The following is a 25,429-nucleotide window of genomic DNA, read 5'->3' as shown; positions in this document are numbered from 1 at the left end:
GCTATGAGCGAAAAGGAATTATTTACGCAGGAGGACTGCCTGCAAACCGGATATGAAATGTCTATAAGCGGCAAGGTTATAGTCCTCAAGGCTTCCGTGTTATCGGAGGAATTCCGTGAAGCCAAGCATCAGCTATATTTCTGCACCGGAGGTTTCGGCAGCAATCCAAATCCCAGCGGCCGGTCAGTCTTTGCCGTTTCCCTTGCTGACGGTGAGAAGGTTCGGTGGAACCGGAGCGACATACTAGGCGTTGCCAAGCCGGAAATCCTATCCGACCATGCCCGACTGCAGCTTTCACAAATCCGTCCTGCCGGAGCCTTGGATATTAAAAGTCATGAACCGCAGTACAGCGGTTATTGTTTTTTGCCGGACGGCAGATATACCTCCGGCGTGTGGCTGTGCAGCATCAAGGAGGTGCAGGACTACATCGAAATGCAGAAGGACTACCAGCACAGGATTATGATCTGTGACAGGGATGACTTCTGCGTATTTGAAATGCTTGACGGAAAGGTTGTCCACCCATTGCCGGAAGCCTTGCAAAAGGAACAGCCGGAGCAGGGCGGCATGGAAATGAAGCTGTGAACCAAATAAGGACTTGAGGCCGGAATCAGAAAAAATGGTTCCGGCTTTTTCATTGTCAAATTTAAAAGAAAGGATTGAGAAAACCCATGAAAAAGAAAGGAAAGCGCATTGCCATTATTACTCTTGCGCTGCTTCTCCTGATATGCGGCGGCATTTATACGGCATACCGCCTGCATCCGGAAAGCTTTATCGGGCAGGATGAAATCATCACACGCGGTGAGTACGCAGCCATTATGGCACAGGACATGCAGCTGGACACCTCAAACACGGAAAAGGAGCCGCCCAGCTTCCCCGATATCGATGATCATTGGTCGGAGAAGTATATTGAGTCGCTCATCGACGCAGGAATCATTGATCCTGCCGATTATCCCGACGGCTTCCATCCTGACGATCCCATCACCCGCGCAGAAATTGTAAAGATGCTTGTGAGAGCGGAGGATAAGGATGAGGAAGCTAAAAATACACAGGGGCACAGCGGTTATGATGACCAGTCGGACATCAAGGAGGATGACAAGGGATATGTCATCATCGGCCGTGAGGACGGAATCATCGGGGATACTGATGACAACAAAATTCGTCCTAATGATCCTGTTACCAAGGGTGACGCCGAGGATATGATTGACAAGATCACTCCCAAGCCGACAGAGCCAACCGCTCCTGCGCAGACTCCGGATACCACAGCTCCGAGTCCGACTCCAGGAGCCACCGAGCAGCCCACACCGACTCCGGCAAGTCCTGATCCGGACAAGCCGACTCCCTCTCCAACGCCTGCACCCACACCGGGTAACACAGGCGGAGGCTCTGGAGGCTCAGGCGGTGGCGGCGGGACATATTATCCTCCCGCACAGGTGCGCTTTGAGCTTCCCGAAATGGCTCATACTGACAGCGAGATAAAGATAATGCCGGTATGGAAGTACATGAAAAGTTATACCTGGACGCTGACCAAAACTGCCGTAGATGGCTCCCAACAGCCTGTAGAGCTGGCGGACGCCGTTACCGGTTTCCTTGGTTTGGAGGGCGGCGCTATTCAATTCAAGGAGGATGGTCAGTACACTCTGACCGCTATAGCCAAAAACTCCAGAGGAAAAGAAACGGTGCTATCCAAACAGATTACAATATATCCTGTCATCGACCTGAGCTTTGACTTGCCGGATACCACTCATACCGACAAATCGGTAACGCTTGCCTTCCCCTTGGACAAGCTCTACGGTCACGATATCGTGTGGTCGGCGACAAAGGACGGCGAAGCAGCCCAGCCGACAGACATTATTGACGGCGAGCTTGGAAACGAGGGCGGTACCTTTGTGTTCAGGAACAAGGGTGAACATACGCTGTCAGCGACTATCACCGACGATACCGGCCGAGTGTTCACCCACAGCGAAAGCTCCAAGGTCTACCCTGTGGCGGGAATCGCTTTTTCGCTTCCCGCTGCGTCCCATACCGACACCACGCTAAATGTAGTAACGACTCTGAAGGAGGCTGACGGTCTGAATGTAGACTGGAGCCTCACCAAGAACGGTGAGGCCGTCGCTCTTGCCGAAGCGGTCGAGGGTACGCTCACCAACGAGGGCGGGACGCTACGCATCAAGGACAAGGGCGTATATATGCTCACCGGTAGAATGACCGATGAAATCGGCAGGGCCTTTGAAGCCTCTCAGAGCATCACCATCTATCCTGTAGGTTCCATTGGCTTTTATGTGCCGGAGATTACCCATACCGACAAGGCTGTAAAGGTAGAAAACAGCTTTGAAAACCTGGGCGACGCCACGATCCAGTGGTCATTGACCAGGGATGGAGAAGCTGTTGAGCTTGACGATGCGATTGAGGGCGATCTGACCAACGCAGGCGGGAGCATCCGCTTCATAAATAAAGGCGAGTATGTTCTTAAAGCTTCCTTCACTGACCCTGCTGGCAGAAGCTACAGCTATACAGCAGCGGTTAAGGTCTATCCTGTTCCGAGTATTTCATATACTTTGCCGGAAACTGCCCATACCGACACCGTCGTCAACGTAGTTCCGGAAAGCTCTGAGCTTGGCAGCCTGAAGGTCGAGTGGCTGTTGGAGAACGGCTTCGGATTCCAAGATTTTGAGACTTATGTCAGCGGAACGCTGGATAACACAGGCGGAGCTATCCGTTTCAAGCACGCCGGAACCTATGAGCTGATTGCCCGTATCACCGATGAAACAGGGCGGGTGTTCCTGTTCGAAAACGGCGGCACCATCGAAGTCCTGCCCGTGCTTAATATTTCCTTCGAGCTTCCCGATGCGACTCACACTGACCGCATCATCGACCTGAGAACACGCGGCAACAACAATGTGCTGCCTGTTGAGTGGACGCTTACCAAGGACGGCGAGCAGGTTGAGCCTTCCGATTTCATGGAGGGAAGCCTGAATGCCTACGGCGGCAAAATAGAATTTACGCAGGTCGGAGACTATGTTCTCACCGCCTCCATGACGGATGCTCTGGGCAGGGTGTTCTCCTACAGCGCGTCCACCTCGGTCTATCCGATTCCTTCAATTTCACTCAGCGCCCCGCAGGTCTGGTACGCAGGCGAATCCGGAACAATAAGCGTCAGCGGCACGGATCTGGAGAACCTCACCGCAGACTGGACGGTCATAAAGGATGACGGCGGCGCCGAGCCGTATTCAAATTACGCATCCGGCACGCTCACAAAAGCGGGCGGCACAATTACCTTCCCCGCAAAGGGACAGTACATGCTGACCCTTACGATGACTGACCCCACCGGCCGCACCTTTATCAGAAGCCAGAGATTTACCGTCTATCCGATTCCGTCGATGACTTTGAGCATACCGCAGACCTGGCACACCGGAGAAGCCGGAACAGTCGGAGTCAGCGGCACGGATTTGGAAAACCTCACTGCAAGCTGGACAGTCAAGCAAGGGACTGGTGATGTGAAGCCATATTATGCTTATGCTTCCGGCGACTTGGCCAAGGATGGCGGCACGATTACCTTCCCGTCAAAAGGACAGTATCAGCTGATCCTTACAATGACGGACGTTAATGGCCGTTCCTTCACCAAAAGCCGCAGCTTCACTGTCTATCCCATTCCGTCTGTTTCTCTCAGCAGCACACAGCCCTGGTACGTTTGGGAAGCTGGAACGGTAAGTGTCAGCGGCATGGATTTGGAGAACCTCATCGCAAGCTGGACGATCAGTCAGGGCAGCGGCGATGAAAAGCCGTATTCAGCTTATGTCAACGGAACTCTGTCTAAAGCAGGCGGTACAATCACCTTCCCGGCGAAAGGTCAGTATGAGCTGACGCTCACTCTGACGGACGCCACCGGCCGAACATTTGTCAGAAGCCAGAGCTTTACCGTTTATCCCATACCGCAGATGACCCTCGGACTCACGGCACTCAGCTACAGCGGCGACCCCATTGCCGTAACCGCCTCCGGCTCAGAGCTTAACGGAACGAGCATCGATTGGCTTATCTCTGTGGATGGCGGTCAAGCCAAGCCCTATACCCAATATGCCACAGGCTCTGTCGGCACAGGAGGGGGCAGTCTTACCATCAGCACGGATAAAACCATTGCCGTGAAGCTGATTGCGGAAGCAACGGACGTAAACGGCAGAAAATTCACATTTACATCCAATACCGCAACGGTCAAGCCAATTGCCAGCTTCCCGTTCACCATCCCGTCCTCCGTGCATATCGGCGGCAATATAAATGTGTCCCTGCCGACAGCATCCGGACTAGAGGGCAGAACCCTCACATGGTCGCTGACCAAGGACGGAAGCCCGGCTTCCTATTCCGGAAGTCTGTCAAACAGCGGCGGCGTCATTGCAATTAATGCACCTGGCAGTTATGTTCTGACCGCAAGCACTACCGACAGCGCAGGCAGAGTATTCACCTATTCGCAGAGCATCACCATCACCAATACCGCACCGAACAAACCTACTGGCAGTGCAACGGTTACCAGAACGGCGCAAAACGGCAAGCTGCTGGTGAACATCTCAGCTTCGGCTACCGATCCTGACGGCGACGCTGTAACGCTTGAGTATTCAGGAAATACAACGGACAGCTACTATCCTGTGGGCACTCACACCGTTTATGTCAGGGCAAAGGACGCATGGGAACTGTATTCCGACTGGAAAGCTATTACCTTCACTGTTAACAACTCCGCGCCCACGACGCCGGTGATTACCCGTACCCCTGACGGCAACAGCATCGCTCCCGGCGTACCAATCACCATCACAGCCTCCAGCACCGACGCTGACGGCGACGCCATCATCTATGTATGGGAAGGACGTCCGGCGCAGACCAGTACAGCATATCCGCTTGGCAAGAATGTTGTACGAGTGAAGGCTGTGGACTCCACTGGTGCCGAATCACCTTGGGCTGCAATCGTGTTCTTTATTGCCGACCCCAACAGAGGCGGTGGTATGACGCTGACCGGCCCTGAATCTGTCATTCTGGAACAGGGTATTGCGGGTGCGACCATTACCAACTACACTTTTACGGTGCCGCCTGTCAGCGGACACAGCGGCCAGGACTTTGGGCGTGTGCGAGGGTATAACGTGCTGACAGGGCAGTGGGATCAGCTGAACTACGCGACGACCACCAACGGCATCACCTTCAGCCGCAGCCTGTCGCCAGGCATATACAGCCAACTGGAATTCTACTACTACACCAACCACGACTGCATGTACAACAAGTCAAATATCACCTACTCAGTAAGCTTCTATTTTGAGTAAACGGCAGTCTCACTGCCGGGAAAGGAGGCTTTATGAATAATATACGGATAAAAAACGATCTTATCCTTTACTACGGCAATAAGGCAGGCTATATCGACAACGGCAAGGCTGTTGTCGACCCGCTGTTCCAGAAGGATGAGCTTCGGTCTTACCTGACAGAAAAAGAAGGACTGGAGCTGGAGTGGAGAAGCGGCGTTTATGAAGGGCTGACTGAAAGGAGAATCGACCCGGCAGGTGGTGCGCCGCTTCTCAAAAGCTGCCGAGTCTGGCAGCTCAGACCTGATGTTGATCCCATGATGAAATTCATCGGGTATGACGAGTTGCTGGAGCGATTTGGAGAGCCTGACCCGGATAACTACCGGACTGTTTACAACGGCGAGGTGGACACCAATAATCTGGACGAGCTCTTCGCCAGATTCAACCTTGCTCATCCGACCGGCTATGAAGGACACAGCCTGTCTATGTCGGATGTTATCGAGCTATATGACAAGTCCGTCAGCAGCTTCCACTATGTTGACCGCTTCGGCTTCAAGGAGATACCCTTCCAGCCGCCGGAGCAGGAGCTGTACCAAGGCCCGACAATGAGTATGTAACCTCATCACCTGCAGCCGGAAGGCTGTTTATTTATGTCACAAAAATAATTAAGAAGGAGGAAACATAAATGCCTAAAACACAGAAAGCGGTCAATACCGTGCAGGAAGCTGCGCAGACCGCAGCCGAGCAGCCAATGCCCATGAAGGTGGACGTTAAAATCAGCTCCATCCATCCAGAGGGCAATCTCCGTGCCTATGCATCCGTCAATCTCAACGGTTGCTTCGCGATCAGGAACGTGAAGATTATGGACAGCACCAAGGGACTGTTCGTCGCCATGCCCAGCTACAAGGCGGGAAACGGCGAGTACAAGGACATCTGCTTCCCTGTCACCAAGGAATTCAGGGAGCAGCTGAACAATGCGGTCATCGAGGCGTATAACCAGTCTCTCACTCAGAGCCAGCAGCAGAAGGCGGCGGATTCGCCCCCTTTTGAGCAGCCGGAGCAGGACTCCGGTATTAAGATGGCGGGGATGTAAGCCCCGCCTTTCCCTTTTGATACACATAACAACCATAAACTTAAAAAATATTTTGGAGGTAAATCACAATGAAAAAGCTCGTAAAAAAAATCATCAACAAGGCAAATGAAATGATCGCCAAGGCAGTTGCCAAAGCCACGGAAATGTTCATTAGATCGAGGGTTATCCTCTGCTCCCAGCGCGGGGAAGGCTTCGTAGACACCGCCATTAAAATCCTGATGGCCGTCGTCATCGGTGCCCTCGTCCTCGGAGGTCTCTACGCCCTGTTCGGTGAAACTGTCCTGCCGACGCTGAAACAGCGCATCCAGGATATGTTCAACTATGGGGGCTAATCTGGACGCTTTGTCCCAGCTGGCGCCATATGAGCAGGGCGGCTTTTTTGCCGCCCTGCTCCTGGCGGCTTCGATCTCAGATATCCGAAAGAAAATCATACCCGACAGCATCTGCCTTGGGATCGCTCTGACCGGAATGCTCGACTTTGAACTGGTGAAGCTGGCTGGTATTTTAGCCGCCGCGCTTTTCCTAATTACCGCCCTGCTTTTTGGCGGTATGGGCGGCGGGGATATCAAGCTCATGGCGGCGGCAGGGCTGGTGCTGGGTTTTAGCAAAAGCATGGCCGCCACATTCATTGGCTTAACCGCCCTGCTGGTATTCCATGCAGGCAACCATATAATCCAAAAGCTGCGCGGGAGGACTGCTCAAAAGGCATATCCTCTCGCGCCGTTTCTTTCCCTCGGCTGCCTCACAGCCTACTTCATATTTTAAGGAGGAACACCCTATGAGCTTTCTAAAAAACCGCACGATGCTTGGAGTAATCTGCATCGTGCTGGCATTAATCATCTGCTTTGGTCTTACCCCGCTCTTTAATCAGAGCGTATCTCAAAAAACGACTGTCATCCGTGTGGTGAAGGACATAAAAGCTGGCGACGAAATCACCAAGGATATGCTCCAGAGCGTGGAGGTCGGCGGCTACAACCTGCCGGAGGATGTAATAAAGCAGCAGGACGCTGCGTTCGGCAAATATGCTGTGGCAGATCTCGCGCCCGGCGATTATATTCTCCCAGCCAAGCTATCAGACACTCCGGCGTCGGAGAACGCCTACCTCTATAACTTGAACGGTGATAAGCAGGCCATATCCATCAGCATAAAAAACTTTGCCGGAGGCTTGTCAGGCAAGCTGATTTCCGGCGACATTGTATCAGTTATCGCACCTGACTATAAAAAGCAGGGCATGACAGTAATCCCTCCGGAGCTGACATATATGGAGGTCATCGGCGTGACTGCCAGTACAGGCTACGATACCGACAACGGTGAGCAGAGCGAGGATGAGGATGAAAAACAGCTTCCAGCTACGGTTACCCTGCTGGCTTCGCCGGAGCAGACTAAAATCCTTGCCGAGCTGGAAGCGGACGGTAAGCTTCATCTATCCCTTGTATACAGAGGCTCCAAGGAAGCCGCCGCCAAATTTACCGAGCTGCAGGACAAGCTGATTAAGGCTTTGCATCCGCAGCCTGCGTCACAGACGGCACAGTCTACTGCGCCAGCTGCACCAACTGCTTCGGTCACTCCGACCGTGTCGGAAACACCTGTACAGGAAGCCGGAGGTGAATAGGATGCTTAATTTTATGAAGGGGAGCATCTTCTCCCGCAAGCAGACCGAGCCTGTGCCGGATGAGCCGAAGCAGGACGTGCAGGTGTTGGCGGTATGGGGAAGTCCCGCAAGCGGCAAGACAACCGTGAGTGTTCGCCTCGCCAAGCATCTGGCAGATCAGAAAAAGAATGTAGCTTTACTGCTGTGCGACATGACCGCACCTATGCTGCCCTGTATCTGTCCGCCCGGCGATCTGGAGTGTGAGCGCTCTCTCGGCAGTATTCTCGCCGCCACCCATGTGACGAACCTGCTCATCAAGCAGAACTGCGTCACCCATAAGAAGCTGGACTACTTGACCATTATAGGTATGCTCAAGGGTGAGAATGTGTTCACCTACCCGCCATATTCCCAGGAGCTGGCGGCAGAGCTTATCGACCATCTTAGGGACATAGCGGACTACATCATCATCGACTGCGGCAGCGCCATCGCTCACGATATCCTGTCGGCGGTATCCCTGCTGGAGGCTGATTCGGTACTCCGGCTGGTTAACTGCGACCTGAAATCCATCAGCTACCTGTCAAGCCAGCTCCCGCTTCTGAAGGATAAAAAATGGGACGCTGACAAGCAGTACAAGGTAGCCTCCAACGTCAAGCCCAATCAGGCCGGAGAGCATATCGAGCAGGTCTTGGGCAGTGTCGCCTTCAAGCTTCCCCATTCTGACGAGCTAGAGAACCTGGCTCTTGCGGGGAATCTGCTGGGTGAATTGACGCTCAAGGACAGCCGGAGCTTCCGCAAGGAAATCGCTGCAATCGCAAAGGAGGTGTTCGCCGTATGAGCAGGAAAAACCATAGAAAAGCTGCGATTATCCCGCCGTTGACAACCGATAGACCGCACAGCGTCAACATGACAGGCAATCAAGGCCTGTTTTTTTCATCCGGTGAAGCCGCCAGGGATTTCAGCTCTGTGTTACATGAGGTGCAGGAGTATATCTCCAGTAAATATGCCGTGCTTATTACCGATGGCGGCACGGAGGAAGTCAAGGCGCAGATCAAGCGGTATATCACTAAATATGTTCAGGATTACCGTATTACCGTTGCGGGCATGACACAGGAGCAGTTGGTGGATGCCCTGTACACCGAGATGGCGGAGTTTTCCTTCCTGACAAAATACATCTTCGGAGCCGGTATTGAAGAAATTGACGTCAACGCCTGGAACGACATTGAGGTGCAGTACAGCAGCGGGATCACCAAAAAGCTAGACGAACACTTTGACAGCCCCGAACACGCCATCAACGTGGTGCGCCGAATGCTCCATGTGTCCGGCATGGTGCTGGACAACGCAAGTCCCGCCATTTTGGGGCATCTCTCCAAGAATATCCGTATCGCCGTGCTGAAAACTCCGTTGGTGGACGAGGATGTAGGCGTTTCCGCTTCTATCCGTATTGTAAATCCCCAATCCATGAAAAAAGACGATTTCACAAGAGGCGGTACGGCGACCGAGCCGATGCTGGACTTTCTGGCGGAGTGCCTCAGATACGGAATTTCTGTCTGCGTGGCAGGGGCGACCAGCTCTGGAAAGACCACTCTGGCGGGATGGCTTCTGACCACTATCCCCGACAACAAGCGTATATTCACCATCGAAAACGGCTCCCGTGAGCTGGCGTTGGTGAGGCAGAAGGACGGCAAGGTGTGCAACAGCGTTATCCATACCCTGACTCGCATGAGTGAGAACGAGAAGCAGAATATCGATCAGGACATCCTGCTGGACATGGCACTGCGCTTCAATCCCGAAATTATCTGTGTGGGCGAGATGCGCGGACCCGAAGCCTATGCCGCCCAGGAGTCGGCCAGAACCGGTCACACGGTGCTGACCACCATCCACTCCAACAGCTGTGAGGCTACATGGCGCCGAATGGTCACTTTGTGCAAAAGAAAATATGACATGGCGGACAACACGCTCATGGATTTGGTGACCGAGGCATTCCCGATCGTGGTCTTTTCAAAGCAGCTGGAGAACAAGCAGCGCCGAATGATGGAGATCATGGAATGTGAAATCCTGCCGGACGGCTCCCGGAATTTCCGCAGCCTGTTCCAGTTCCAGATTACCGAGAACAGGGTAGAGAATGGGAAATTCATAATCAACGGCTGCCACAGCGCAGTACAGGGAATCTCCCCAAGTCTTCAAAAGCGTTTTCTTGAAAACGGAATGCCGCAGGATACCCTGAAGCAAATCCTGTTAGCGGGAGGTGCTGTCTGATGATGACAATCCTTTTAATTGCCTGTGCCGGTCTTGTTATCGGCGCTTTTCTTTTGCTCGGACTGTCCCCGCTGGAGTTTACCAATGGACTCTTCAGCTTTCTTACCCGTAAAAACAAGAGCATAAAGGCTGAAATCAATGAAATCGCCCGCAGGAAGAAGCCGTCCTTCCTTCGCAGGGAGATCACCGAGGTGCAGGAGATACTCGCCATCACAGGACGAAGCTCCCGCTTCTCTATGATCTGTGCGGCGTCGCTTGCCTCCCTTGCGATAGGCGCCAGCCTTGCCATCCTGATCGGCAATGTGTTTCTCGTGCCTGTGATGGCAATCGGAATGATGTTCATTCCATTTTGGTACATCAGGCTGACAGCCACGCATTACAAAAAAAACATCGCTGCGGAGCTGGAAACGGCGCTGTCTATCATCACCACGGCATATCTGCGAAGTGAGGATATCCTGACGGCGGTGGAGGAAAGCATCCAATATCTGAACCCGCCTGTGCGGAGCGTGTTCGTCGGATTTCAGACACAAGTGAAGCTCATCGACCCCGATTTGGACAAGGCACTCCATGACATGAAGCCTAAAATAGACAACGATGTGTTCCATGAATGGTGCGACGCCATCGCCGCCTGCCAGCATGACCGCAGCCTCAAGACCACGCTGACTCCGATTGTTTCAAAGCTCTCGGATATGCGTATCGTCAACGCCGAGCTGGAATACCTGGTGTTTGAGCCTCGCAAGGAATTCATTATCATGGCTCTTTTGGTGGTAGGTAACGTGCCGATTATGTATTTTCTCAACAAGGACTGGTACCACACCCTGATGCACACGGCGGTGGGGCAGATTATTCTGGCGGTATGTGCCGCCGCCATTTTTATCTCCACAGCCTTTGTCATCAGGCTGACCAAGCCAATCGAGTACAGGAGGTGACGGAAGGGATGACACAACTATTTTTTACAGGGATACTCCTTGCCGCAGGTCTGTACTTCATACTGGCAAGTCTCCTGAAGCTGCCCTCCATGGGTGCAGCGAAAGCCATGCTGAATGCGGGAAGAAATAACAAAAAGGCAGCCAAAACGGTGGAGGTCTGGCTGATGTCGGGGGCGGTCAAGCTCTCAAAATACATCCGGATGGACGAGTATAAGCGAAGCCGACAGGCAAATGTGCTGAAAGCGGCTGGCATCGGTATGACGCCGGAGGTTTATTCGGCTTATGCCATCACAAAGGCCGGAGCGATACTACTGGGCGAGATACCCTGCCTGTTCGTCCTGCCGCTGCTCTCGCCGGTGCTGGTTATCCTTGCCGTCCTGACATATTTCAAGGAAACCCGCAAGGCTGACGAGCAGCTAAAGGAAAAGCGGGATCAGATTGAGGGAGAGCTTCCGAGGTTTGTCTCTACCATTGAACAGACCCTTAAGTCCAGCCGTGATGTGCTGGCGATGATGGAAAACTACAAAAAGAATGCCGGTCCCGTATTTGCCGGAGAGTTGGATGTGCTGACAGCAGACATGCGCTCATCTTCTTATGAGGCAGCACTGACAAGGTTTGAGGCAAGGCTCAATTCGCCTATGCTCTCCGACATAGTCAGAGGACTCATAGGAGTCCTAAGAGGCGATGACAGCGCCGTGTATTTTCGGATGCTGGCTCATGACTTCAAAGCGCTGGAGCTTCAGCGGCTGAAAGGTCAGGCGCAGAAAATCCCGCCGAGGATCAGGATTTTCTCGTTTGTTATGCTGATGTGCTTCCTGCTGACCTACATGGCAATCATCGTCATGCAAATTTTAAGCTCACTCGGCACAATGTTTTAGAAGGAGGTGCGATTGCGTAATGGAGAAAAAAGATATTGAAATGGAGCTTATGGAAAAACTCGAAACAGGCTATATCACCCTGATGCGGGGATGGCTGAAGCTGGAACCTCTCCAGATAATCGAAAAGGCAGAGGAAATCGCCGCCGCCAAGCTGGTATTCGAAGAACTGAAAAACGGCGGGCATGATCTGGAGCATCTGGAATACCTGCTGCGATTCAAAAATCCTCTGGAGGTGGTTCGAGACAAGTGGATTGAGGAAAACGGCCTGGAAATGGTCCATGATGAGGATATGAGACATGCGCTCTGGACGATTGCAGATACGCGGGATGCCGAGCAGGACTATGAGCTGGATGAAGCCTATGTCTCACCTGAACAGGGGGTGCGGATGTGCTGAAGCTGCTCAAAAGTAAACGCGGCGAGGGGTATATTGACGTGGCGGTGCTGGTACTGTGCGTAATGCTGGTTATCGCTCTGGCCGTGAGCGTCCTGCCTGTATTCGTAACAAAAAACAAGCTGGATACCTACGCCGCGGAGCTTTGCCGTGAGGCGGAGATTGCCGGACAAGTAGGCAGTGAAACCACGCTTCGGGCGCAGATGCTCACCGAACAGACAGGTCTTGCCCCAAATGTTTCGTGGTCGAAAACCGGACGGCTCCAACTCAATGAGGAATTCACCGTGACCGCAGCCGTTCAGGCTGACATCGGTATATTCGGCGGCTTCGGAAGCTTCCCTATCACTCTGAAAGCACAGGCCAGCGGAAAGAGCGAGGTATATTGGAAATGAAAATTGGCAGAATTTATGATATACTTAGAAGCAAAAGAGGCTCGTCCTTCCCGCTTGTTGTCGCCATAACCCTCGCGCTCGTGCTTGTATTCTGCGGCATTTCCGAGTCCATACGGCTGATGATTGTCGCTCAAGGTGTTCGGGATGCCGTTCAGTCCGCAGTTATATCGACAATCAACGACAACTACGACAACGTATACCACGGTATTCGGGAGGGCTACAGCGGAGCGTATCAGCCAAGCGCCTCGGATTTTCAAGAAAATCTGGATTATGGCGATATATATGGTAGGCTCGATCAGCTGCTGGGGCTCCGGCAGGAAAACGGCTACTATGTGAAGTATGCCGGTGATGTCATGGAGTTCAGGCTTTCCGGCCTCTCTGTCGACCTTGACAATATGCCGTTGGCTCCTGCAAGTCCCGATAATTCCAAAGGTCTGCTGGCTGATGCGGTCATAAGACTGGAGGTTCCGGTATCCTTTGGAGGGGAAAGTCTGCCGCCAATGACAATAAATCTCAGGGTGAAGGCCAAATATATGCCGATATTTTAATCAGTTTTCGGATTGGTCATAGACTTCCGAAAACTTCTGTAGTATGGTGTGTCATTGAAAAGACATATCAACCTTTTACGAAAAGGAGGTATCCTAAATGAAACTGACAGAAAAAACAAAAAAGAACCTCGCCATTGCCGGACTCGGCGTGGTGTGCGTCGCCCTTGTTATATTAATCGTCTCACGGTTTGCGCCGGAGGCTCCCAAGGAAGTATCCGTCCAGCCCTCGTCCACGGTATCGGAGGCGGTCGACCCAAGCATGCCTTCCGTAGAACCAAGCAAGATTCCGGAGGTAATCGTACAGCCGATAGACCCGACAGCGGCTCCCGTTCAGCCTGTTGATACAGGAGATTCCAAGGGAACGGAGCAGAGTATACAGGCGGAGGTCACCAAGCCCACTGAACCGCCGAAGGAGATGTTGACCGACCCCACCAAAACACCGGATGGTCAAAAAGTGGATACAGTCAAGCCGGTGGAGCATGACAAGGTTACAAAGCAGGAAGGCACTCCGTCAAATGATACGCCCAAAGCTGGGGATAAAAATGAAAAAGGACAGATATGGTTCCCCGGTTTCGGATGGGTAGATGACGAAGGAGCAAACACAGGAACAAAGGTCGGCAACGATGATGATGAGCTTACTGGCAATAAGGTTGGCTCAATGGATTAGAACTAAGCCAAAAGAATAACAGATAGCAAAAAGCACCGAATGCTCGGTGCTTTTTGCTGTTCACGGAGGTATCATATGAAACGACAGATCAGCATTTTTCTTGTGCTACTGCTACTGTTCTCCATGCTTTTACCTATGACAGCCTACGCTGAGGGCGAAGGCAATATAGATAATGGGGGCGGCGGCATGGGCAGTGGAACCAGTGAAAATTACTGGAATGGCGGTGATGAAGGAGTAAGAATTACAGTTGTGAGAGCCAGTGACAAGATAGCCGTCACCACTCCGGTGGATTTCACGAATAAGGCTCCTTCAAGCACTACCGCACATTTCGGAAAAGTCAGCAAGCTGCAGTACAACAGCGGTAGAACCCTGACTCCGCACATGAACGGATATACCTATAACAATCCTGGCATGAATATGCCCCGCATAATCAGTTCTGGCAGCGGACAGGCCAGTATAGATCAGATAAAAAGCTATTTCACGGACGAGTTGGTCATCAGGTACATTGCCGACATCACAGGCATGAATTATGATGTGCTGGTCAACGGAGAATACAAGCTCCTGCTTGAACCCATTGCTTACATGACCTTTCAGGGAATCAAGTACGCCATGACTGCGACGGAAGCCGCGCTTTACGACCAACAGTTGAACGGCGGTCTGCGAAGCAAGATGGTGTCTCTCAGTCATAAGAACCTGCCACTGGCGATGTTCCTTGAAACACCTGATCTCGGCTACCCTGCATGGGATGGTTCCACGACCACGGCCGCTTCAAACACAGATATTATTTCATCTCTCGGCCTTGGTATCGTGTGGTTTAATGAAGCGGAGCCTGAGCCTCCGGCTGTTACCGCTGCCGACTACGAATATAGGGTTAATACTGATGTAGTCACATCGGTGACTGTTCGGGGCGGACAGGCAGATCCCGACCATCCTGTCACGGTTCGCTTTACAATCGGAGGCCAGACCTATACCGTGAACGCCGTATATTATCCCGCAGGCGACAGCCAGTTGGTATGGGTGCGCTGGAGGACTCCGTCCACCCCGCAAACCATGACCATCCATGTGTCGGTATCGGGCGGAGGCTCCGCAAGCCAGAGTAACATCACTGCCAAGATCGTGGATTTATCAAAAAATGATCCGCCAAATCCGGTGGCTGATGACCGGAATGACTCATATTCCGCAGCCTCCGTACCCAATAAGGTACAGAAAACCTCGGCAGCCTGGGGAGTCTGGCATCCATGGTGGTATTCCTATTGGGTATGGCATGGTTCAGATGAGGATGGATATTGGTGCGACCACGGATGGTGGGAGTTTGATTGGCTCTCATATTCCGCCAGCCTTTCGGCCTCCATGAATGTCGTACCGGATACCAAGGCTCCGACTCGATACGGAAAGACCATGAAAAGCGGATACGGTGTCAATCAGACCGTCACCGCCAATGTCAGCACCAATCAGTCCTCTGCTGTGACAGATCCGCAGACCGCCGTGACATACTTCCCCGAATTTCGGTACGAAACCTATTGGCGGCAGTTGGAGCGAACACAGTATGGGTACAGCTCAAAATTTGAGTTTAAATCCAACCAATACTCGACCTACAAGCGCCGGACGCACTTCACCCCCATATGGTTCCCTGACGGAAGCTACACGCCGTACACCTGGCTCATCGACTGCTGGACTCCGGCTGGTATGCTCTCCATGAACCTCGCCGACTCGGTGAATATTCAGGGAAGCCTGTGGGATGACTGGCACATCGCGCCGGTAAAGCCATAACAACAGAAAAAAGGAACAGAGCCGCAGAACGCTTTGCGGCTTTTTCTATGCAAAAATTAAAATGAAAGGTGGTTCTCTTATGAAACTGAAACGAATCCTGCCTGTTCTCCTCGTGGTTTTGTTGCTGAGTCTTGCCCTCTGCACGACTGCCTATGCCGCACCCACAGGCGACGTGGCCGGAGCAATCGAAGGTACCTGGAACGAAGCCTCCGGACAGATCAAAACCGTGGTCAACAAGGTGGTTTTCCCCGCAATTGACCTGATTCTGGCGGTATTCTTCTTTGCCAAGCTCGGCACGGCATACTTTGACTACCGCAAGCATGGACAGTTTGAGTGGGCGGCACCCGCCATCCTGTTCGCCTGTCTTGTGTTTACCCTGACTGCCCCGCTATATATCTGGCAGATACTTGGAATGTAGGAGGTACAACGATGAATTATTTTGAACAAGAGCTGCGAAGGCTGTTCGGAAATGACACAGCTATCTCTGATAAAAGGTTTGTCGGAAGGGCTTTCTTCGGAAGGCTCACCGATAACCTTCGTGTCAGGGTGGATTTTGTCACGATGGGTACGGCCGACCATTACGAGGCGCTCAAGGCCACCATTATAAACCGCAACGACGGTCAGGTGGATGCCCTGACGCTTCGCTTCACTGACCTGCTTGGAAGAAAAGCAGTCAGTAACCCTAACTTCAGGGAAGGAATATCCCCGTACATATGGAAGTATGGGGACAAAATCGAATGGTATGTATATACGCCGACAAAGGCGGATTACAACCAGATCTCCGAGGCTATCAACGATTACCTTGACGTATACCGAGAGCCGAGACTGGAGCAGGAGCAGTCCGGTCAGACCATGCAGGGCATATAGACAGGAAGTTTTTTCGGGAGCTTGTGATAATACAGGCTCCCATATTTTTTGTCCGAAAGGAGGTGACCGCCTGTGTTTATATGGGATTTCGTAGCCGAAACCGTGCTGGGGCAGATAGTCAACTGGTTCTACGGTCAGACTATCGGCTTTCTCGGCAGCTTCTTCGGCGAGATGGGCAACATGGGTGCTGACCTGTTTGATATGACCTGGGTGAAGTCCATCGTCCTGTTTTTTGTTTATCTGGCTTGGGCGCTCTATGGCACAGGGCTGGTGGTATCAGCCTTTGAATGCGGAATTGAATACCAAAACGGCAGAGGCAGTATCAAGGATGCTGCCTTAAATGCCATTAAGGGCTTTATGGCTGTCGGTCTTTTCTCAGTAGCGCCGGTAGAGCTGTATAAGCTGTCAATCAGTCTGCAGAGCAGCCTGACTGCCGGAATTACCGGACTTGGCGACGGTATAGATACCATTGCCGGTAACATCATCGCAGAGCTGAGTGCCGCTGGAAGTGCCGAAAGTGCTGGCAGCGTTTTCGGCTTCGGAGCAGGCATTAATCCAATCATGATGCTTTTTATCATCATCCTTATGGGCTACGCAGTTATTAAGGTGTTCTTTGCGAACTTGAAAAGAGGCGGCATTCTGCTGATACAGATATCGGTCGGCAGCCTGTATATGTTCTCTGTTCCCCGCGGTTATCTTGACGGCTTCGTCAGCTGGTGCAAGCAGATTGTCGGCTTGTGTCTTACAGCCTTCCTTCAGTCCACCATCCTCATCGCAGGACTCATGGTGGTCAAGGATCATGCCCTGCTGGGGCTTGGGCTGATGCTGTCCGCAGGAGAGGTGCCGAGAATTGCCGGAGCCTTCGGGCTGGACACCAGCACCAAGGGGAATTTGATGAGTGCTGTTTATACGGCGCAGACCGCCGTCAACATGACGAAAACCGTGGTAAAGGCGGTGGCTGCGAAATGAAACTGGTATATATCTGCTCTCCCTATGCGGGGGATACCGAAACCAATGTACAGTTCGCCAGAGCCGCCTGCCTTTATGCTTCTAACCAAGGCTGCGCACCTGTCGCCGTCCACCTGCTATACCCACAAATACTGGATGACGCCATACCCGCCCAGCGGGAGCTTGGTATCCAAATGGGGCTGCGTATGCTGGCTTCATGCGACGAGCTGTGGATATGCGGTTCGCGTATCAGCCACGGCATGAGCTGTGAAATAGCGGAAGCCGAGAGGCTCGGCATTTCTGTCAGAAGCCTGTCGGCAGAACAGATACAAGGAGAATGTCACATGAAGCTATATAATTTTAAGGAAAGAGATCTCATGGCGGAGGAAACGCCTTCCCCTGTCATGAAGCTGTTGCTGTGACCATATCGCTATCCCTCGGAAGCCTGTTTGACGGGATCGGCGGTTTCCCGCTGGCAGGCGTCCGTCAGGGCTTCACCCCTGCATGGGCCAGCGAAATCGAGCCGTTTCCCATTGAAGTCACAAAAATACGGTTTCCGGAGATGCTCCATATCGGCGACATAACAAAACTGAAAGGCTCTGAGCTTGCCCCCGTGGATATTGTCTGCGGGGGTTCGCCATGCCAGGATTTATCAGTCGCGGGAAAACGCGCCGGACTTCAGGGCGAGCGCTCCGGCCTGTTCATGGAGCAGATTCGTGTTATAAAGGAGCTGAGACAGCATGATGCAAGAGCAAAACGGACAGATGAGCCTGTTCGACTTAGACCCAGATATATGGTCTGGGAAAATGTCCCCGGAGCTTTCTCCTCCGCAGATGGGGAGGACTTCCGCGCGGTACTTGAGGAAACCTGCAGAATTGCTGACAGTTCCGTTTCTGTACCTCGACCTCCGGGAGGGGTATGGAAGTCTGCTGGGGCCGTATTGGGAGATCAATTCTCACTTGCTTGGAGGATATACGACGCTCAATACTGGTCCGTCCCACAAAGGCGCAAAAGAATCTACCTTGTCGCAGATTTTGGAGGCCACACCGCACCGCAAATATTATTTAAGCAAGACAGCCTGTTTGGGGATACTCCGCAGGGCGAAGAAGCGCGGCAAGGAGCTGCCTCCTATGCTGAAGCAGGCGCTGGAGATGCAGGCGGGAAACTGTCCGGAGATGCAGGAGCAGGAGGAATAACAAACAATGTAACCATACCAAGCAATACGCAAATAGCCATGCGCGGCAATCAATTAGGTGAAGGAACAGAGCTGGGCGTCGGAGAAAACGGCGACCCTGCCTTTACCTTGCAGGCGGCACATTCTCACGCTGCTTGTAATTTTAAATCTGACGATAACGAGAGTATTGCCTTTGCCTGTAACCAGCGGGATGAGGTAAAGGATCTGCATGATGTGTCCGGAGCGATTCAAGCCCAGCCAGGCATGAAGCAGCAGACCTTCATCGCCCAACTGCCCAATGAAACTGAAGCATCGGAAAGCGGCTTCAATATGGCATCGTCTATCCTGTGCCTGAATGATCAGGGCGGAGAACGCATGGACATAACAGAAAATATAACGGCCACCTTGCGCGCTCAAATGGACGGACATCCTCCTCTCGTTTTAGGTGATCCTCCGGAGCTGTATGAGAATCATGGCATTGACTCCCGCTATACAGGACCCCATGAAGTATCTCCGAACATATCTGCCCGATGCGGTACCGGAGGCAATAACCTGCCGCTGATATCTCAAAATGCGGAAACCTATTGCATCGCCGGAAACATCATCGACCGCCAGGATCATAACGGCGGCAACGGCATGGGCTTTCAGTCGGACATCAGCTATACGCTCAATACCGCAGACCGGCATTGCGTATTTTCACAGCAGCGGAGCGATGAATATGTCTCCAACGATGTGGTAAGTACGCAAAGTGCCCGACAGTATAAGGATGCTACCGACCTGATTTGCGAGCCGAAAGTTTTCGGACAGTCGCAATATGCCAACTATGCCGAAGGAGTTTCTACCCTGCGAGCGCAAGGTGGCGACCACGGAGGGGGTAGTGAAAATCTTGTGGCCGAGCCGAAGAAGCTGATTCGACGGCTGACTCCACTGGAATGTGAGAGACTGCAGGGCTTCCCTGATTACTGGACGGACATTCCCGGTGCTTCGGATAGTGCGAGATACAAAGCCCTTGGCAACAGTGTTGCGATTCCCTGTGTGGAGAATGTCCTCCGGGGGATCGTATATTTTTTGCAAAAATTCTATGAAGAACAGGAGGAATCCGAATGTACATCTATCCCGACAACCTAAAATCCAAGGCGGTGCTGTGGCTGTGGCAGCTCAGAGATATCGGCATTATCGGCGTCGGTCTTTTGCTTTCTGTGTTTGCGCTGACGCAGCTGAAGCTCCTGCCGCCCATCGTCATCACGGCTCTCTATGCCTTCCTGACCATCCGCTTTGACGATACCAGCATTTTGGACTTTATAAAATACGCCTGCGCCTTCTTCATCACGAAGCAGCAGACCTTCGAATGGGGGTATGGAAAGCAATGAACAGAAAAGAAAAAAAGACGGCAAAGCAAAAGCAGTACACTCGCCAGCTCATCAATACGCAGACTGTTACCGACCACAGTCTGGTAACCTGCCGGGGCGATGAGCTGGTGTACTTTATCATTAAGCCGACCAACATATCCGTCCTGTCGGATACCAGCGTATCGGCACGGATATATGCGCTGATGACGGTGCTGAAAGGGATGGCGGAGCTGGAATTACTGTGCCTGAACAGCCGTGAAAACTTCGAGGACAATAAGCTGTTCCTGAAAAGCCGCATGGATCAGGAGAGTAATCCTGCCGTCCGCAGGCTGCTGGAGCATGACCTCCACCATCTTGACCTGATACAGGTACAGATGGCGACGGCCAGAGAATTCCTTGTGGTCATCCGGCTAAAGGGGGAAAAGAAATCTGAAGTGTTCCCCTATCTCAACCGTATCGAAAAGACTCTGCGTGAGCAGGGCTTCTCAGCTAAACGTGCTGAGCGTGAGGATGTAAAACGTATGCTGGCGATATATTTTGAGCAGAACGTCACGACGGAGCGCTTCGAGGACTTCGACGGAGAACGCTGGATCATCCTTAACGAGTGATTGAAGCACTGATATCAGCAGACGGCTCATCTGAAAAAAGGATGGGCTGTTTTTATTTCATATAAGAAAAGGAAGTGAAGCTATGGCTCATCAAAGCAAGGCGAAGGCGACGCAGACAGAGGATATCCGTGTTCAGGAATTCCTCGATATGATCGCTCCGAGCGTAATTAAATTCAACACCGACCACTTCATCTGCGGCAACACCTACCGCTCCGTATGGGCGCTGCGAGAATATCCGACTGCTACCGAAGAACAGGCAATCCTGCGTTACCTTGGGGAGAAGGACGGCGTCACCCTGCATATTTACACCCGGCATGTGACCCCTATGGAGGAAAAGAGAATCATATCAAATGCCGCCAATAAAAACCGGATGCAGAGAAGCAGCACCCAGGATTTACAGCAGACGGTCACGGCGGAAAGCAATCTGCAGGATGTGGCGACCATCGTAACTCAGATGCATCGTAGCAAGGAGCCTCTCCTTCATGCGGCTGTTTACATCGAGCTGTCCGCTCATGACCCTGACCAGCTGAAGCTCCTGCAGACCGAGGTGCTGACCGAGCTGGTGCGGAGTAAGCTCAACGTGGACAGACTCCTCCTTCGTCAGCAGCAGGGCTTTATTTCTGTCATGCCCTCCGGTTGGAACGTGTTCGGCGATCAGTTTGAACGGGTGCTGCCCGCAAGCTCGGTCGCCAATCTTTATCCCTTCAACTACAGCGGCAAGACAGACCCCAACGGCTTCTGCCTCGGCAGGGACAAATTCGGGAGCAACATCCTCGTGGACTTCAACCGGAGAGCCGATGACAAGACCAACGCCAATATCCTCATCCTCGGCAATTCCGGCCAGGGCAAGAGCTATCTGTTAAAGCTCATCCTGTGCAATCTCAGGGAATCCGGCATGAGAATCATTTGCCTTGACCCTGAAATGGAGTTTGAGGATCTTACCAACAACCTGGGCGGCTGCTTCATCGACCTGATGAGCGGCGAGTACATCATCAATGTTCTGGAGCCGAAAGCATGGGATGAAAGCGGCGACCCGAAGGATACCGAAGCGCCCCAGGCGTTCCGGCAGACCTCCAAGCTCAGTCAGCACATCAGCTTTCTCAAGGATTTTTTCAGGGCATATAAGGATTTTGATGACCGCCAGATTGATACCATTGAAATCATGCTGGGCAAGCTCTACGACAAATGGAGTATCACAGACCACAGCAACTTCGACCGCCTGAAGCCTTCGGATTACCCAATCCTGTCCGACCTATACGAGCTGGTCGAGTCAGAGTATAAGGAATTCGATGAAAGCAAACGCCAGCTCTATACAGCGGATACCCTGCGGGAAATCTGTCTCGGACTCCATTCCCTGTGCAAGGGCGCAGAGTCAAAATTCTTTAACGGACACACCAATATCAAGAGCAGCGAGTTTGTGACCTTCGGAGTCAAGGGGCTTCTGCAGGCAAGCAGAAACTTAAGAAACGCTCTGCTGTTCAATGTACTGTCATATATGAGCAACGAGCTCCTCACCACCGGCAATACAGCCGCCAGCATCGATGAGTTTTATCTGTTCCTGTCCAACCTGACCGCTGTGGAGTATGTCCGTAATTTCATGAAGCGAGTTCGTAAAAAGGAAAGCGCTGTCATCCTTTCCTCGCAGAATCTGGAGGACTTCAATATCGAGGGAATCAGAGAATACACCAAGCCGCTGTTCTCCATTCCGACACATCAATTCCTGTTCAACGCGGGTACGATTGACGTTAAATTCTATACCGATACCCTCCAGCTTGAGCAGAGCGAATACAATCTGATCCGGTATCCCCAGCGGGGCGTGTGCCTGTATAAATGCGGAAACGAGAGGTACAACCTCATGGTTCAGGCTCCGGAATACAAGGCGGCGCTCTTCGGAAAGGCGGGTGGCCGATGAGGAAAGGGGTGATTAATCATGGACATGAAGGAGCAGCGCTTCGGCATTGAAATCGAGATGACTGGCCTGTCCCGCCAGCATGCCGCACAGGTTCTGTCTGAATATTTCGGACGGCCTGCCAATTTTGACGGCGGCTATTACGGAGAATATTCTGTGTTGGACAGCAGTGGCCGTCGCTGGAAGGTCATGAGCGACGGCAGCATAACAACAGAAAGAAAAGAAGGGCGGCGCATCGTGGCGGCAGATAATACCTACAGCGTGGAGCTGGTCAGTCCCATCTGCCGCTATGAGGACATCGAGGTCATACAGGAGCTTGTGCGCAAGCTGCGTGAGGCCGGAATGCGGGTAAACAAATCCTGCGGCATCCATATTCACATGGATGCCTCGCCCCACAACGCCAATACCCTGCGGAACATCACCAACATCATGGCCTCCAAGGAGGATCTGATTTACAAGGCGATGCAGGTAGAGGTGGCGAGAGAGCGGCAGTATTGCAAAAAGGTGGAGCAGAGCTTTCTGGAGGAACTCAACCGGAAAAAGCCCCGGACGCTGGACGAGGTCAGCCGAATCTGGTATCACGGCAGCGACGGACGCCGGGAGCATTACCACAGCAGCCGGTATCATTGCCTTAATTTGCACAGCGTGTTCCAGAAAGGAACAATAGAGTTCCGGCTCTTCAATTCCACCACTCATGCCGGAAAAATCAAGGCGTACATCCAGCTCTGCCTCGCCATATCAGCGCAGGCTCTGAACCAGCGGTGCGCCAGCAGACAGAAAACCCAAAGCACCAATGAGAAATATACTTTCCGCACCTGGCTCCTGCGGCTTGGGCTTATCGGGGATGAATTCAAGACTGCCCGGCTCCATCTGCTGGAGCATCTGGATGGCTGTATTGCATGGAAAAATCCAGAGCAGGCACTCCAGCAAAAGGAACGATTAAGGCAGAAAAAAGAAAAAGAACTGGCGGAAGTCGCTCAAGCAGCGGCGGAACAGCAGGAGCAGACAACCGAAAACGAACAGGAACAGACCGGGGTGGCAGACGAAAGCCCCGGCCTTTCCATGTCAATGTAGCAAGGAGGAATGAAAAAATGAAATCTGAAACCCTGTACATCGCCTATGGCAGCAACCTTAATCTGCCGCAGATGGCCTTCCGCTGCCCGACCGCCAAGGTAATAGGAAAAAGCGAGATCAAGGATTATGAGCTGCTGTTCCGAGGCGGACGAAGAAGTGCTGTCGCAACCGTCGAACCGCTTGAAGGCTCCAGCGTCCCTGTTCTTCTGTGGAAACTGAAGGAACGTGACCTTCAGGCTCTCGACCATTATGAGGGATATCCGTCCTTTTACCGCAAGGAGATACTCCCTGTGGAGCTGAACGGCAAGCCCATTCAAGCCATGGTTTATATCATGAATGACGGACATCCCTTCGGTTCACCCTCGGATTTTTACCTCAACACCATTATGGAGGGATACCAGTCGGCAGGCTTTGATACTGAATTTTTAGAGCAGGCCGTGGATAAATCCATCCGCTTGGCAAGAGAGCAGCAGGAACGGGAGCCGGATCAAGGCACGCTGTTCGACATGAAATGGTGGTGATATACCTTGGCTGATCCCGCAACCATTGCCATGGCGGTCAAGGCCGCAGTAGCTCTTGCCACTGACAAAAGGACATGGAAAGCAGTCGGAGTAGTCATCGCATCCATACTGACACCCATCATTCTGATGGTCGTAATGATAGCCAGCATTCTCTCGGCAGGCTCCGACCATAACAAAGCCGCCATTGATTTGTCCTTTAACGGCGGCAGTATTCCGGCAGCCATGCCTGCCGAATATGCCTCGCACATCAGCGATATGAGCGAATGTCTTGCTGTTCTGGACGGAGCGGTTTCCGAGGTCGAAGCCCGGATGGAAGGCGGTATGCTGGACAACATCCGCATCAAGTCCCTTTTTTATTCTCTGAATTTCGGCGCTGAAAATCTGTCCTTGTCAGGAGCTGAAGCCCGCGCCTTCGTGGATTGCTTCGTCACCTATGAGGAAAGAACACAGACGGTTGATGGAGTGGAGGCGACTTATACAGTCGCTGTTCCTGTCAGCTTGGAAACCGCATATGAAAGGCTGATGCAGTCAGGAATGACGGTGACTAATGAGGTCAAAGCCAACACATCGAAAATCTATGAGCGGTTAGCCTTCGGCGGCGCCGAGCTGTTCACCGGCGAGATAGAACGAGGCGGTACAGGAAGTACCGTGCTGGACATCTCATCATTTACAGATCCATCAACGAAAAACAATCTGGATCTGGCAGCTTATGCTGAGCAAGCCTTTGACTCCGGATGGGGCTATGTCTGGGGTACATACGGCGATATCCTCACGGATTCGCTGTTCGACTACAAGCTGGAGCAGTACCCTGACGGCGTGGGTAACTACAAGGAATTCATCCGAAGCAATTGGCTCGGAGGCAGGACAACGGACTGCGTCGGACTGATCAAAGGCTATGGCTGGCTCGACCCTGACACGATGGCAATCGATTATGGAACCAACGGTATGCCGGATATCGGTGCGGATAGTATGTATAGAAACGCAGCGGTTTCCGGTTCGATGAACACCATGCCTGATATCCCCGGACTTGCTGTTTGGAAGCCGGGACATATCGGAATCTATGTCGGAAACGGCAAGGTCATCGAAGCCATGGGAACCAAATACGGCGTCGTAAAAACCAAGCTCGCCGACCGTTCATGGTCGGCGTGGCTCGAAATTCCCTACATCAACTACAACATAGGAGAGTGAAAA

Annotated in this window: 27 protein-coding genes; all 27 read left to right on the top strand. The window is 52.5% G+C overall.

The genetic code is table 11. The features are described 5' to 3' along the window. Positions 1 to 3: 3 nt before the first annotated feature. A complete protein-coding gene (locus DESGI_RS16975; protein WP_006520290.1) occupies positions 4 to 582 on the top strand; it encodes a hypothetical protein in 579 nt (192 codons plus the stop codon). An 86-nt stretch (positions 583 to 668) separates the two neighbouring features. Continuing rightward, positions 669 to 5,297: an S-layer homology domain-containing protein gene (locus DESGI_RS16970; protein WP_006520289.1), complete on the top strand. Its 4,629-nt coding sequence runs from the start codon at positions 669 to 671 to the stop codon at positions 5,295 to 5,297. Between the two features lie 32 nt (positions 5,298 to 5,329). Next, complete coding sequence (locus DESGI_RS16965) at positions 5,330 to 5,890, top strand: YodL domain-containing protein (RefSeq protein ID WP_006520288.1); 561 nt, start codon at positions 5,330 to 5,332, stop codon at positions 5,888 to 5,890. A 68-nt stretch (positions 5,891 to 5,958) separates the two neighbouring features. Then, complete coding sequence (locus tag DESGI_RS16960) at positions 5,959 to 6,366, top strand: SpoVG family protein (protein WP_006520287.1); 408 nt, start codon at positions 5,959 to 5,961, stop codon at positions 6,364 to 6,366. Between the two features lie 68 nt (positions 6,367 to 6,434). Next, complete coding sequence (locus DESGI_RS16955) at positions 6,435 to 6,698, top strand: DUF6133 family protein (protein WP_006520286.1); 264 nt, start codon at positions 6,435 to 6,437, stop codon at positions 6,696 to 6,698. Further along, on the top strand, positions 6,688 to 7,131 hold the full coding sequence (locus DESGI_RS16950) for a prepilin peptidase (protein WP_006520285.1): 444 nt from the start codon (positions 6,688 to 6,690) through the stop codon (positions 7,129 to 7,131). The genes DESGI_RS16955 and DESGI_RS16950 overlap by 11 nt, the downstream gene beginning before the upstream one ends. 13 nt (positions 7,132 to 7,144) lie before the next feature. After that, positions 7,145 to 7,978, top strand: a complete 834-nt coding sequence (gene cpaB / locus DESGI_RS16945) for a Flp pilus assembly protein CpaB (protein ID WP_006520284.1) — start codon at positions 7,145 to 7,147, stop codon at positions 7,976 to 7,978. A gap of 1 nt (position 7,979) precedes the next feature. Continuing rightward, the gene (locus DESGI_RS16940) at positions 7,980 to 8,792 is read left to right on the top strand and encodes an AAA family ATPase (RefSeq protein WP_006520283.1); all 813 of its coding nucleotides are present in this window, start codon (positions 7,980 to 7,982) and stop codon (positions 8,790 to 8,792) included. Continuing rightward, positions 8,789 to 10,213, top strand: a complete 1,425-nt coding sequence (locus tag DESGI_RS16935; RefSeq protein ID WP_006520282.1) for a type II/IV secretion system ATPase subunit — start codon at positions 8,789 to 8,791, stop codon at positions 10,211 to 10,213. Before DESGI_RS16940 ends, DESGI_RS16935 begins: the two co-directional genes overlap by 4 nt. Beyond that, on the top strand, positions 10,213 to 11,142 hold the full coding sequence (locus DESGI_RS16930) for a type II secretion system F family protein (RefSeq protein ID WP_006520281.1): 930 nt from the start codon (positions 10,213 to 10,215) through the stop codon (positions 11,140 to 11,142). The genes DESGI_RS16935 and DESGI_RS16930 overlap by 1 nt, the downstream gene beginning before the upstream one ends. Before the next feature lie 8 nt (positions 11,143 to 11,150). Next, positions 11,151 to 12,020, top strand: a complete 870-nt coding sequence (locus DESGI_RS16925) for a hypothetical protein (RefSeq protein WP_006520280.1) — start codon at positions 11,151 to 11,153, stop codon at positions 12,018 to 12,020. Positions 12,021 to 12,039: 19 nt separating this feature from the next. Then, entirely contained in the window at positions 12,040 to 12,414 is a 375-nt protein-coding gene (locus DESGI_RS16920; protein WP_006520279.1) for a hypothetical protein, read from the top strand. Next, on the top strand, positions 12,408 to 12,803 hold the full coding sequence (locus tag DESGI_RS16915; RefSeq protein ID WP_006520278.1) for a DUF4320 family protein: 396 nt from the start codon (positions 12,408 to 12,410) through the stop codon (positions 12,801 to 12,803). The genes DESGI_RS16920 and DESGI_RS16915 overlap by 7 nt, the downstream gene beginning before the upstream one ends. After that, a complete protein-coding gene (locus DESGI_RS16910) occupies positions 12,800 to 13,351 on the top strand; it encodes a hypothetical protein (RefSeq protein ID WP_006520277.1) in 552 nt (183 codons plus the stop codon). Before DESGI_RS16915 ends, DESGI_RS16910 begins: the two co-directional genes overlap by 4 nt. A gap of 97 nt (positions 13,352 to 13,448) precedes the next feature. Continuing rightward, entirely contained in the window at positions 13,449 to 14,018 is a 570-nt protein-coding gene (locus DESGI_RS16905; protein ID WP_006520276.1) for a DUF6550 family protein, read from the top strand. A 75-nt stretch (positions 14,019 to 14,093) separates the two neighbouring features. Then, positions 14,094 to 15,788 carry a DUF8193 domain-containing protein gene (locus tag DESGI_RS16900; RefSeq protein WP_006520275.1) on the top strand — a complete coding sequence of 565 codons (1,695 nt, stop codon included), beginning with the start codon at positions 14,094 to 14,096 and terminating at the stop codon, positions 15,786 to 15,788. Between the two features lie 79 nt (positions 15,789 to 15,867). After that, positions 15,868 to 16,206 carry a DUF3852 domain-containing protein gene (locus DESGI_RS16895; protein ID WP_006520274.1) on the top strand — a complete coding sequence of 113 codons (339 nt, stop codon included), beginning with the start codon at positions 15,868 to 15,870 and terminating at the stop codon, positions 16,204 to 16,206. An 11-nt stretch (positions 16,207 to 16,217) separates the two neighbouring features. Continuing rightward, entirely contained in the window at positions 16,218 to 16,655 is a 438-nt protein-coding gene (locus DESGI_RS16890; protein ID WP_006520273.1) for a hypothetical protein, read from the top strand. A gap of 72 nt (positions 16,656 to 16,727) precedes the next feature. Beyond that, positions 16,728 to 17,624: a conjugal transfer protein TrbL family protein gene (locus DESGI_RS16885; protein ID WP_006520272.1), complete on the top strand. Its 897-nt coding sequence runs from the start codon at positions 16,728 to 16,730 to the stop codon at positions 17,622 to 17,624. Then, positions 17,621 to 18,025: a DUF7768 domain-containing protein gene (locus DESGI_RS16880; RefSeq protein ID WP_006520271.1), complete on the top strand. Its 405-nt coding sequence runs from the start codon at positions 17,621 to 17,623 to the stop codon at positions 18,023 to 18,025. The genes DESGI_RS16885 and DESGI_RS16880 overlap by 4 nt, the downstream gene beginning before the upstream one ends. Further along, positions 18,022 to 19,905: a DNA cytosine methyltransferase gene (locus DESGI_RS16875; protein ID WP_006520270.1), complete on the top strand. Its 1,884-nt coding sequence runs from the start codon at positions 18,022 to 18,024 to the stop codon at positions 19,903 to 19,905. Before DESGI_RS16880 ends, DESGI_RS16875 begins: the two co-directional genes overlap by 4 nt. Then, a complete protein-coding gene (locus tag DESGI_RS16870) occupies positions 19,881 to 20,147 on the top strand; it encodes a hypothetical protein (protein ID WP_006520269.1) in 267 nt (88 codons plus the stop codon). The genes DESGI_RS16875 and DESGI_RS16870 overlap by 25 nt, the downstream gene beginning before the upstream one ends. Then, positions 20,144 to 20,734 (top strand): hypothetical protein, encoded by a 591-nt coding sequence (locus DESGI_RS16865; RefSeq protein WP_006520268.1) that lies wholly within the window; start codon positions 20,144 to 20,146, stop codon positions 20,732 to 20,734. Before DESGI_RS16870 ends, DESGI_RS16865 begins: the two co-directional genes overlap by 4 nt. Before the next feature lie 82 nt (positions 20,735 to 20,816). Further along, entirely contained in the window at positions 20,817 to 22,646 is a 1,830-nt protein-coding gene (locus tag DESGI_RS16860) for a VirB4 family type IV secretion system protein (RefSeq protein WP_006520267.1), read from the top strand. Between the two features lie 18 nt (positions 22,647 to 22,664). Continuing rightward, positions 22,665 to 23,717: an amidoligase family protein gene (locus DESGI_RS16855; protein WP_006520266.1), complete on the top strand. Its 1,053-nt coding sequence runs from the start codon at positions 22,665 to 22,667 to the stop codon at positions 23,715 to 23,717. A 17-nt stretch (positions 23,718 to 23,734) separates the two neighbouring features. Next, positions 23,735 to 24,238: a gamma-glutamylcyclotransferase family protein gene (locus DESGI_RS16850; RefSeq protein ID WP_006520265.1), complete on the top strand. Its 504-nt coding sequence runs from the start codon at positions 23,735 to 23,737 to the stop codon at positions 24,236 to 24,238. 6 nt (positions 24,239 to 24,244) lie between these two features. Then, positions 24,245 to 25,426, top strand: coding sequence for a hypothetical protein (locus DESGI_RS16845; RefSeq protein WP_006520264.1), 1,182 nt, complete (start codon positions 24,245 to 24,247; stop codon positions 25,424 to 25,426). Positions 25,427 to 25,429: the final 3 nt, after the last annotated feature.

The sequence above is a fragment of the Desulfoscipio gibsoniae DSM 7213 genome (assembly GCF_000233715.2).
GTDB lineage: Bacteria > Bacillota > Desulfotomaculia > Desulfotomaculales > Desulfallaceae > Sporotomaculum > Sporotomaculum gibsoniae.
The sequence above is the reverse complement of the archived record's forward strand: the minus strand, read 5'-3'. Positions and strand labels throughout refer to the sequence as shown.

Excerpts from the sequence above, each read along its gene's own strand:
- DESGI_RS16925 (WP_006520280.1), top strand. The coding sequence starts at position 11,151 with ATGACACAACTATTTTTTACAGGGATACTCCTTGCCGCAGGTCTGTAC.
- DESGI_RS16965 (WP_006520288.1), top strand. The coding sequence starts at position 5,330 with ATGAATAATATACGGATAAAAAACGATCTTATCCTTTACTACGGCAAT.
- DESGI_RS16950 (WP_006520285.1), top strand. The coding sequence starts at position 6,688 with ATGGGGGCTAATCTGGACGCTTTGTCCCAGCTGGCGCCATATGAGCAG.
- DESGI_RS16880 (WP_006520271.1), top strand. The coding sequence starts at position 17,621 with ATGAAACTGGTATATATCTGCTCTCCCTATGCGGGGGATACCGAAACC.
- DESGI_RS16900 (WP_006520275.1), top strand. The coding sequence starts at position 14,094 with ATGAAACGACAGATCAGCATTTTTCTTGTGCTACTGCTACTGTTCTCC.
- DESGI_RS16895 (WP_006520274.1), top strand. The coding sequence starts at position 15,868 with ATGAAACTGAAACGAATCCTGCCTGTTCTCCTCGTGGTTTTGTTGCTG.
- DESGI_RS16960 (WP_006520287.1), top strand. The coding sequence starts at position 5,959 with ATGCCTAAAACACAGAAAGCGGTCAATACCGTGCAGGAAGCTGCGCAG.
- DESGI_RS16940 (WP_006520283.1), top strand. The coding sequence starts at position 7,980 with ATGCTTAATTTTATGAAGGGGAGCATCTTCTCCCGCAAGCAGACCGAG.
- DESGI_RS16855 (WP_006520266.1), top strand. The coding sequence starts at position 22,665 with ATGGACATGAAGGAGCAGCGCTTCGGCATTGAAATCGAGATGACTGGC.
- cpaB (WP_006520284.1), top strand. The coding sequence starts at position 7,145 with ATGAGCTTTCTAAAAAACCGCACGATGCTTGGAGTAATCTGCATCGTG.
- DESGI_RS16890 (WP_006520273.1), top strand. The coding sequence starts at position 16,218 with ATGAATTATTTTGAACAAGAGCTGCGAAGGCTGTTCGGAAATGACACA.
- DESGI_RS16930 (WP_006520281.1), top strand. The coding sequence starts at position 10,213 with ATGATGACAATCCTTTTAATTGCCTGTGCCGGTCTTGTTATCGGCGCT.
- DESGI_RS16970 (WP_006520289.1), top strand. The coding sequence starts at position 669 with ATGAAAAAGAAAGGAAAGCGCATTGCCATTATTACTCTTGCGCTGCTT.
- DESGI_RS16955 (WP_006520286.1), top strand. The coding sequence starts at position 6,435 with ATGAAAAAGCTCGTAAAAAAAATCATCAACAAGGCAAATGAAATGATC.
- DESGI_RS16850 (WP_006520265.1), top strand. The coding sequence starts at position 23,735 with ATGAAATCTGAAACCCTGTACATCGCCTATGGCAGCAACCTTAATCTG.
- DESGI_RS16865 (WP_006520268.1), top strand. The coding sequence starts at position 20,144 with ATGAACAGAAAAGAAAAAAAGACGGCAAAGCAAAAGCAGTACACTCGC.
- DESGI_RS16860 (WP_006520267.1), top strand. The coding sequence starts at position 20,817 with ATGGCTCATCAAAGCAAGGCGAAGGCGACGCAGACAGAGGATATCCGT.
- DESGI_RS16910 (WP_006520277.1), top strand. The coding sequence starts at position 12,800 with ATGAAAATTGGCAGAATTTATGATATACTTAGAAGCAAAAGAGGCTCG.
- DESGI_RS16920 (WP_006520279.1), top strand. The coding sequence starts at position 12,040 with ATGGAGAAAAAAGATATTGAAATGGAGCTTATGGAAAAACTCGAAACA.
- DESGI_RS16975 (WP_006520290.1), top strand. The coding sequence starts at position 4 with ATGAGCGAAAAGGAATTATTTACGCAGGAGGACTGCCTGCAAACCGGA.
- DESGI_RS16905 (WP_006520276.1), top strand. The coding sequence starts at position 13,449 with ATGAAACTGACAGAAAAAACAAAAAAGAACCTCGCCATTGCCGGACTC.
- DESGI_RS16870 (WP_006520269.1), top strand. The coding sequence starts at position 19,881 with ATGTACATCTATCCCGACAACCTAAAATCCAAGGCGGTGCTGTGGCTG.
- DESGI_RS16935 (WP_006520282.1), top strand. The coding sequence starts at position 8,789 with ATGAGCAGGAAAAACCATAGAAAAGCTGCGATTATCCCGCCGTTGACA.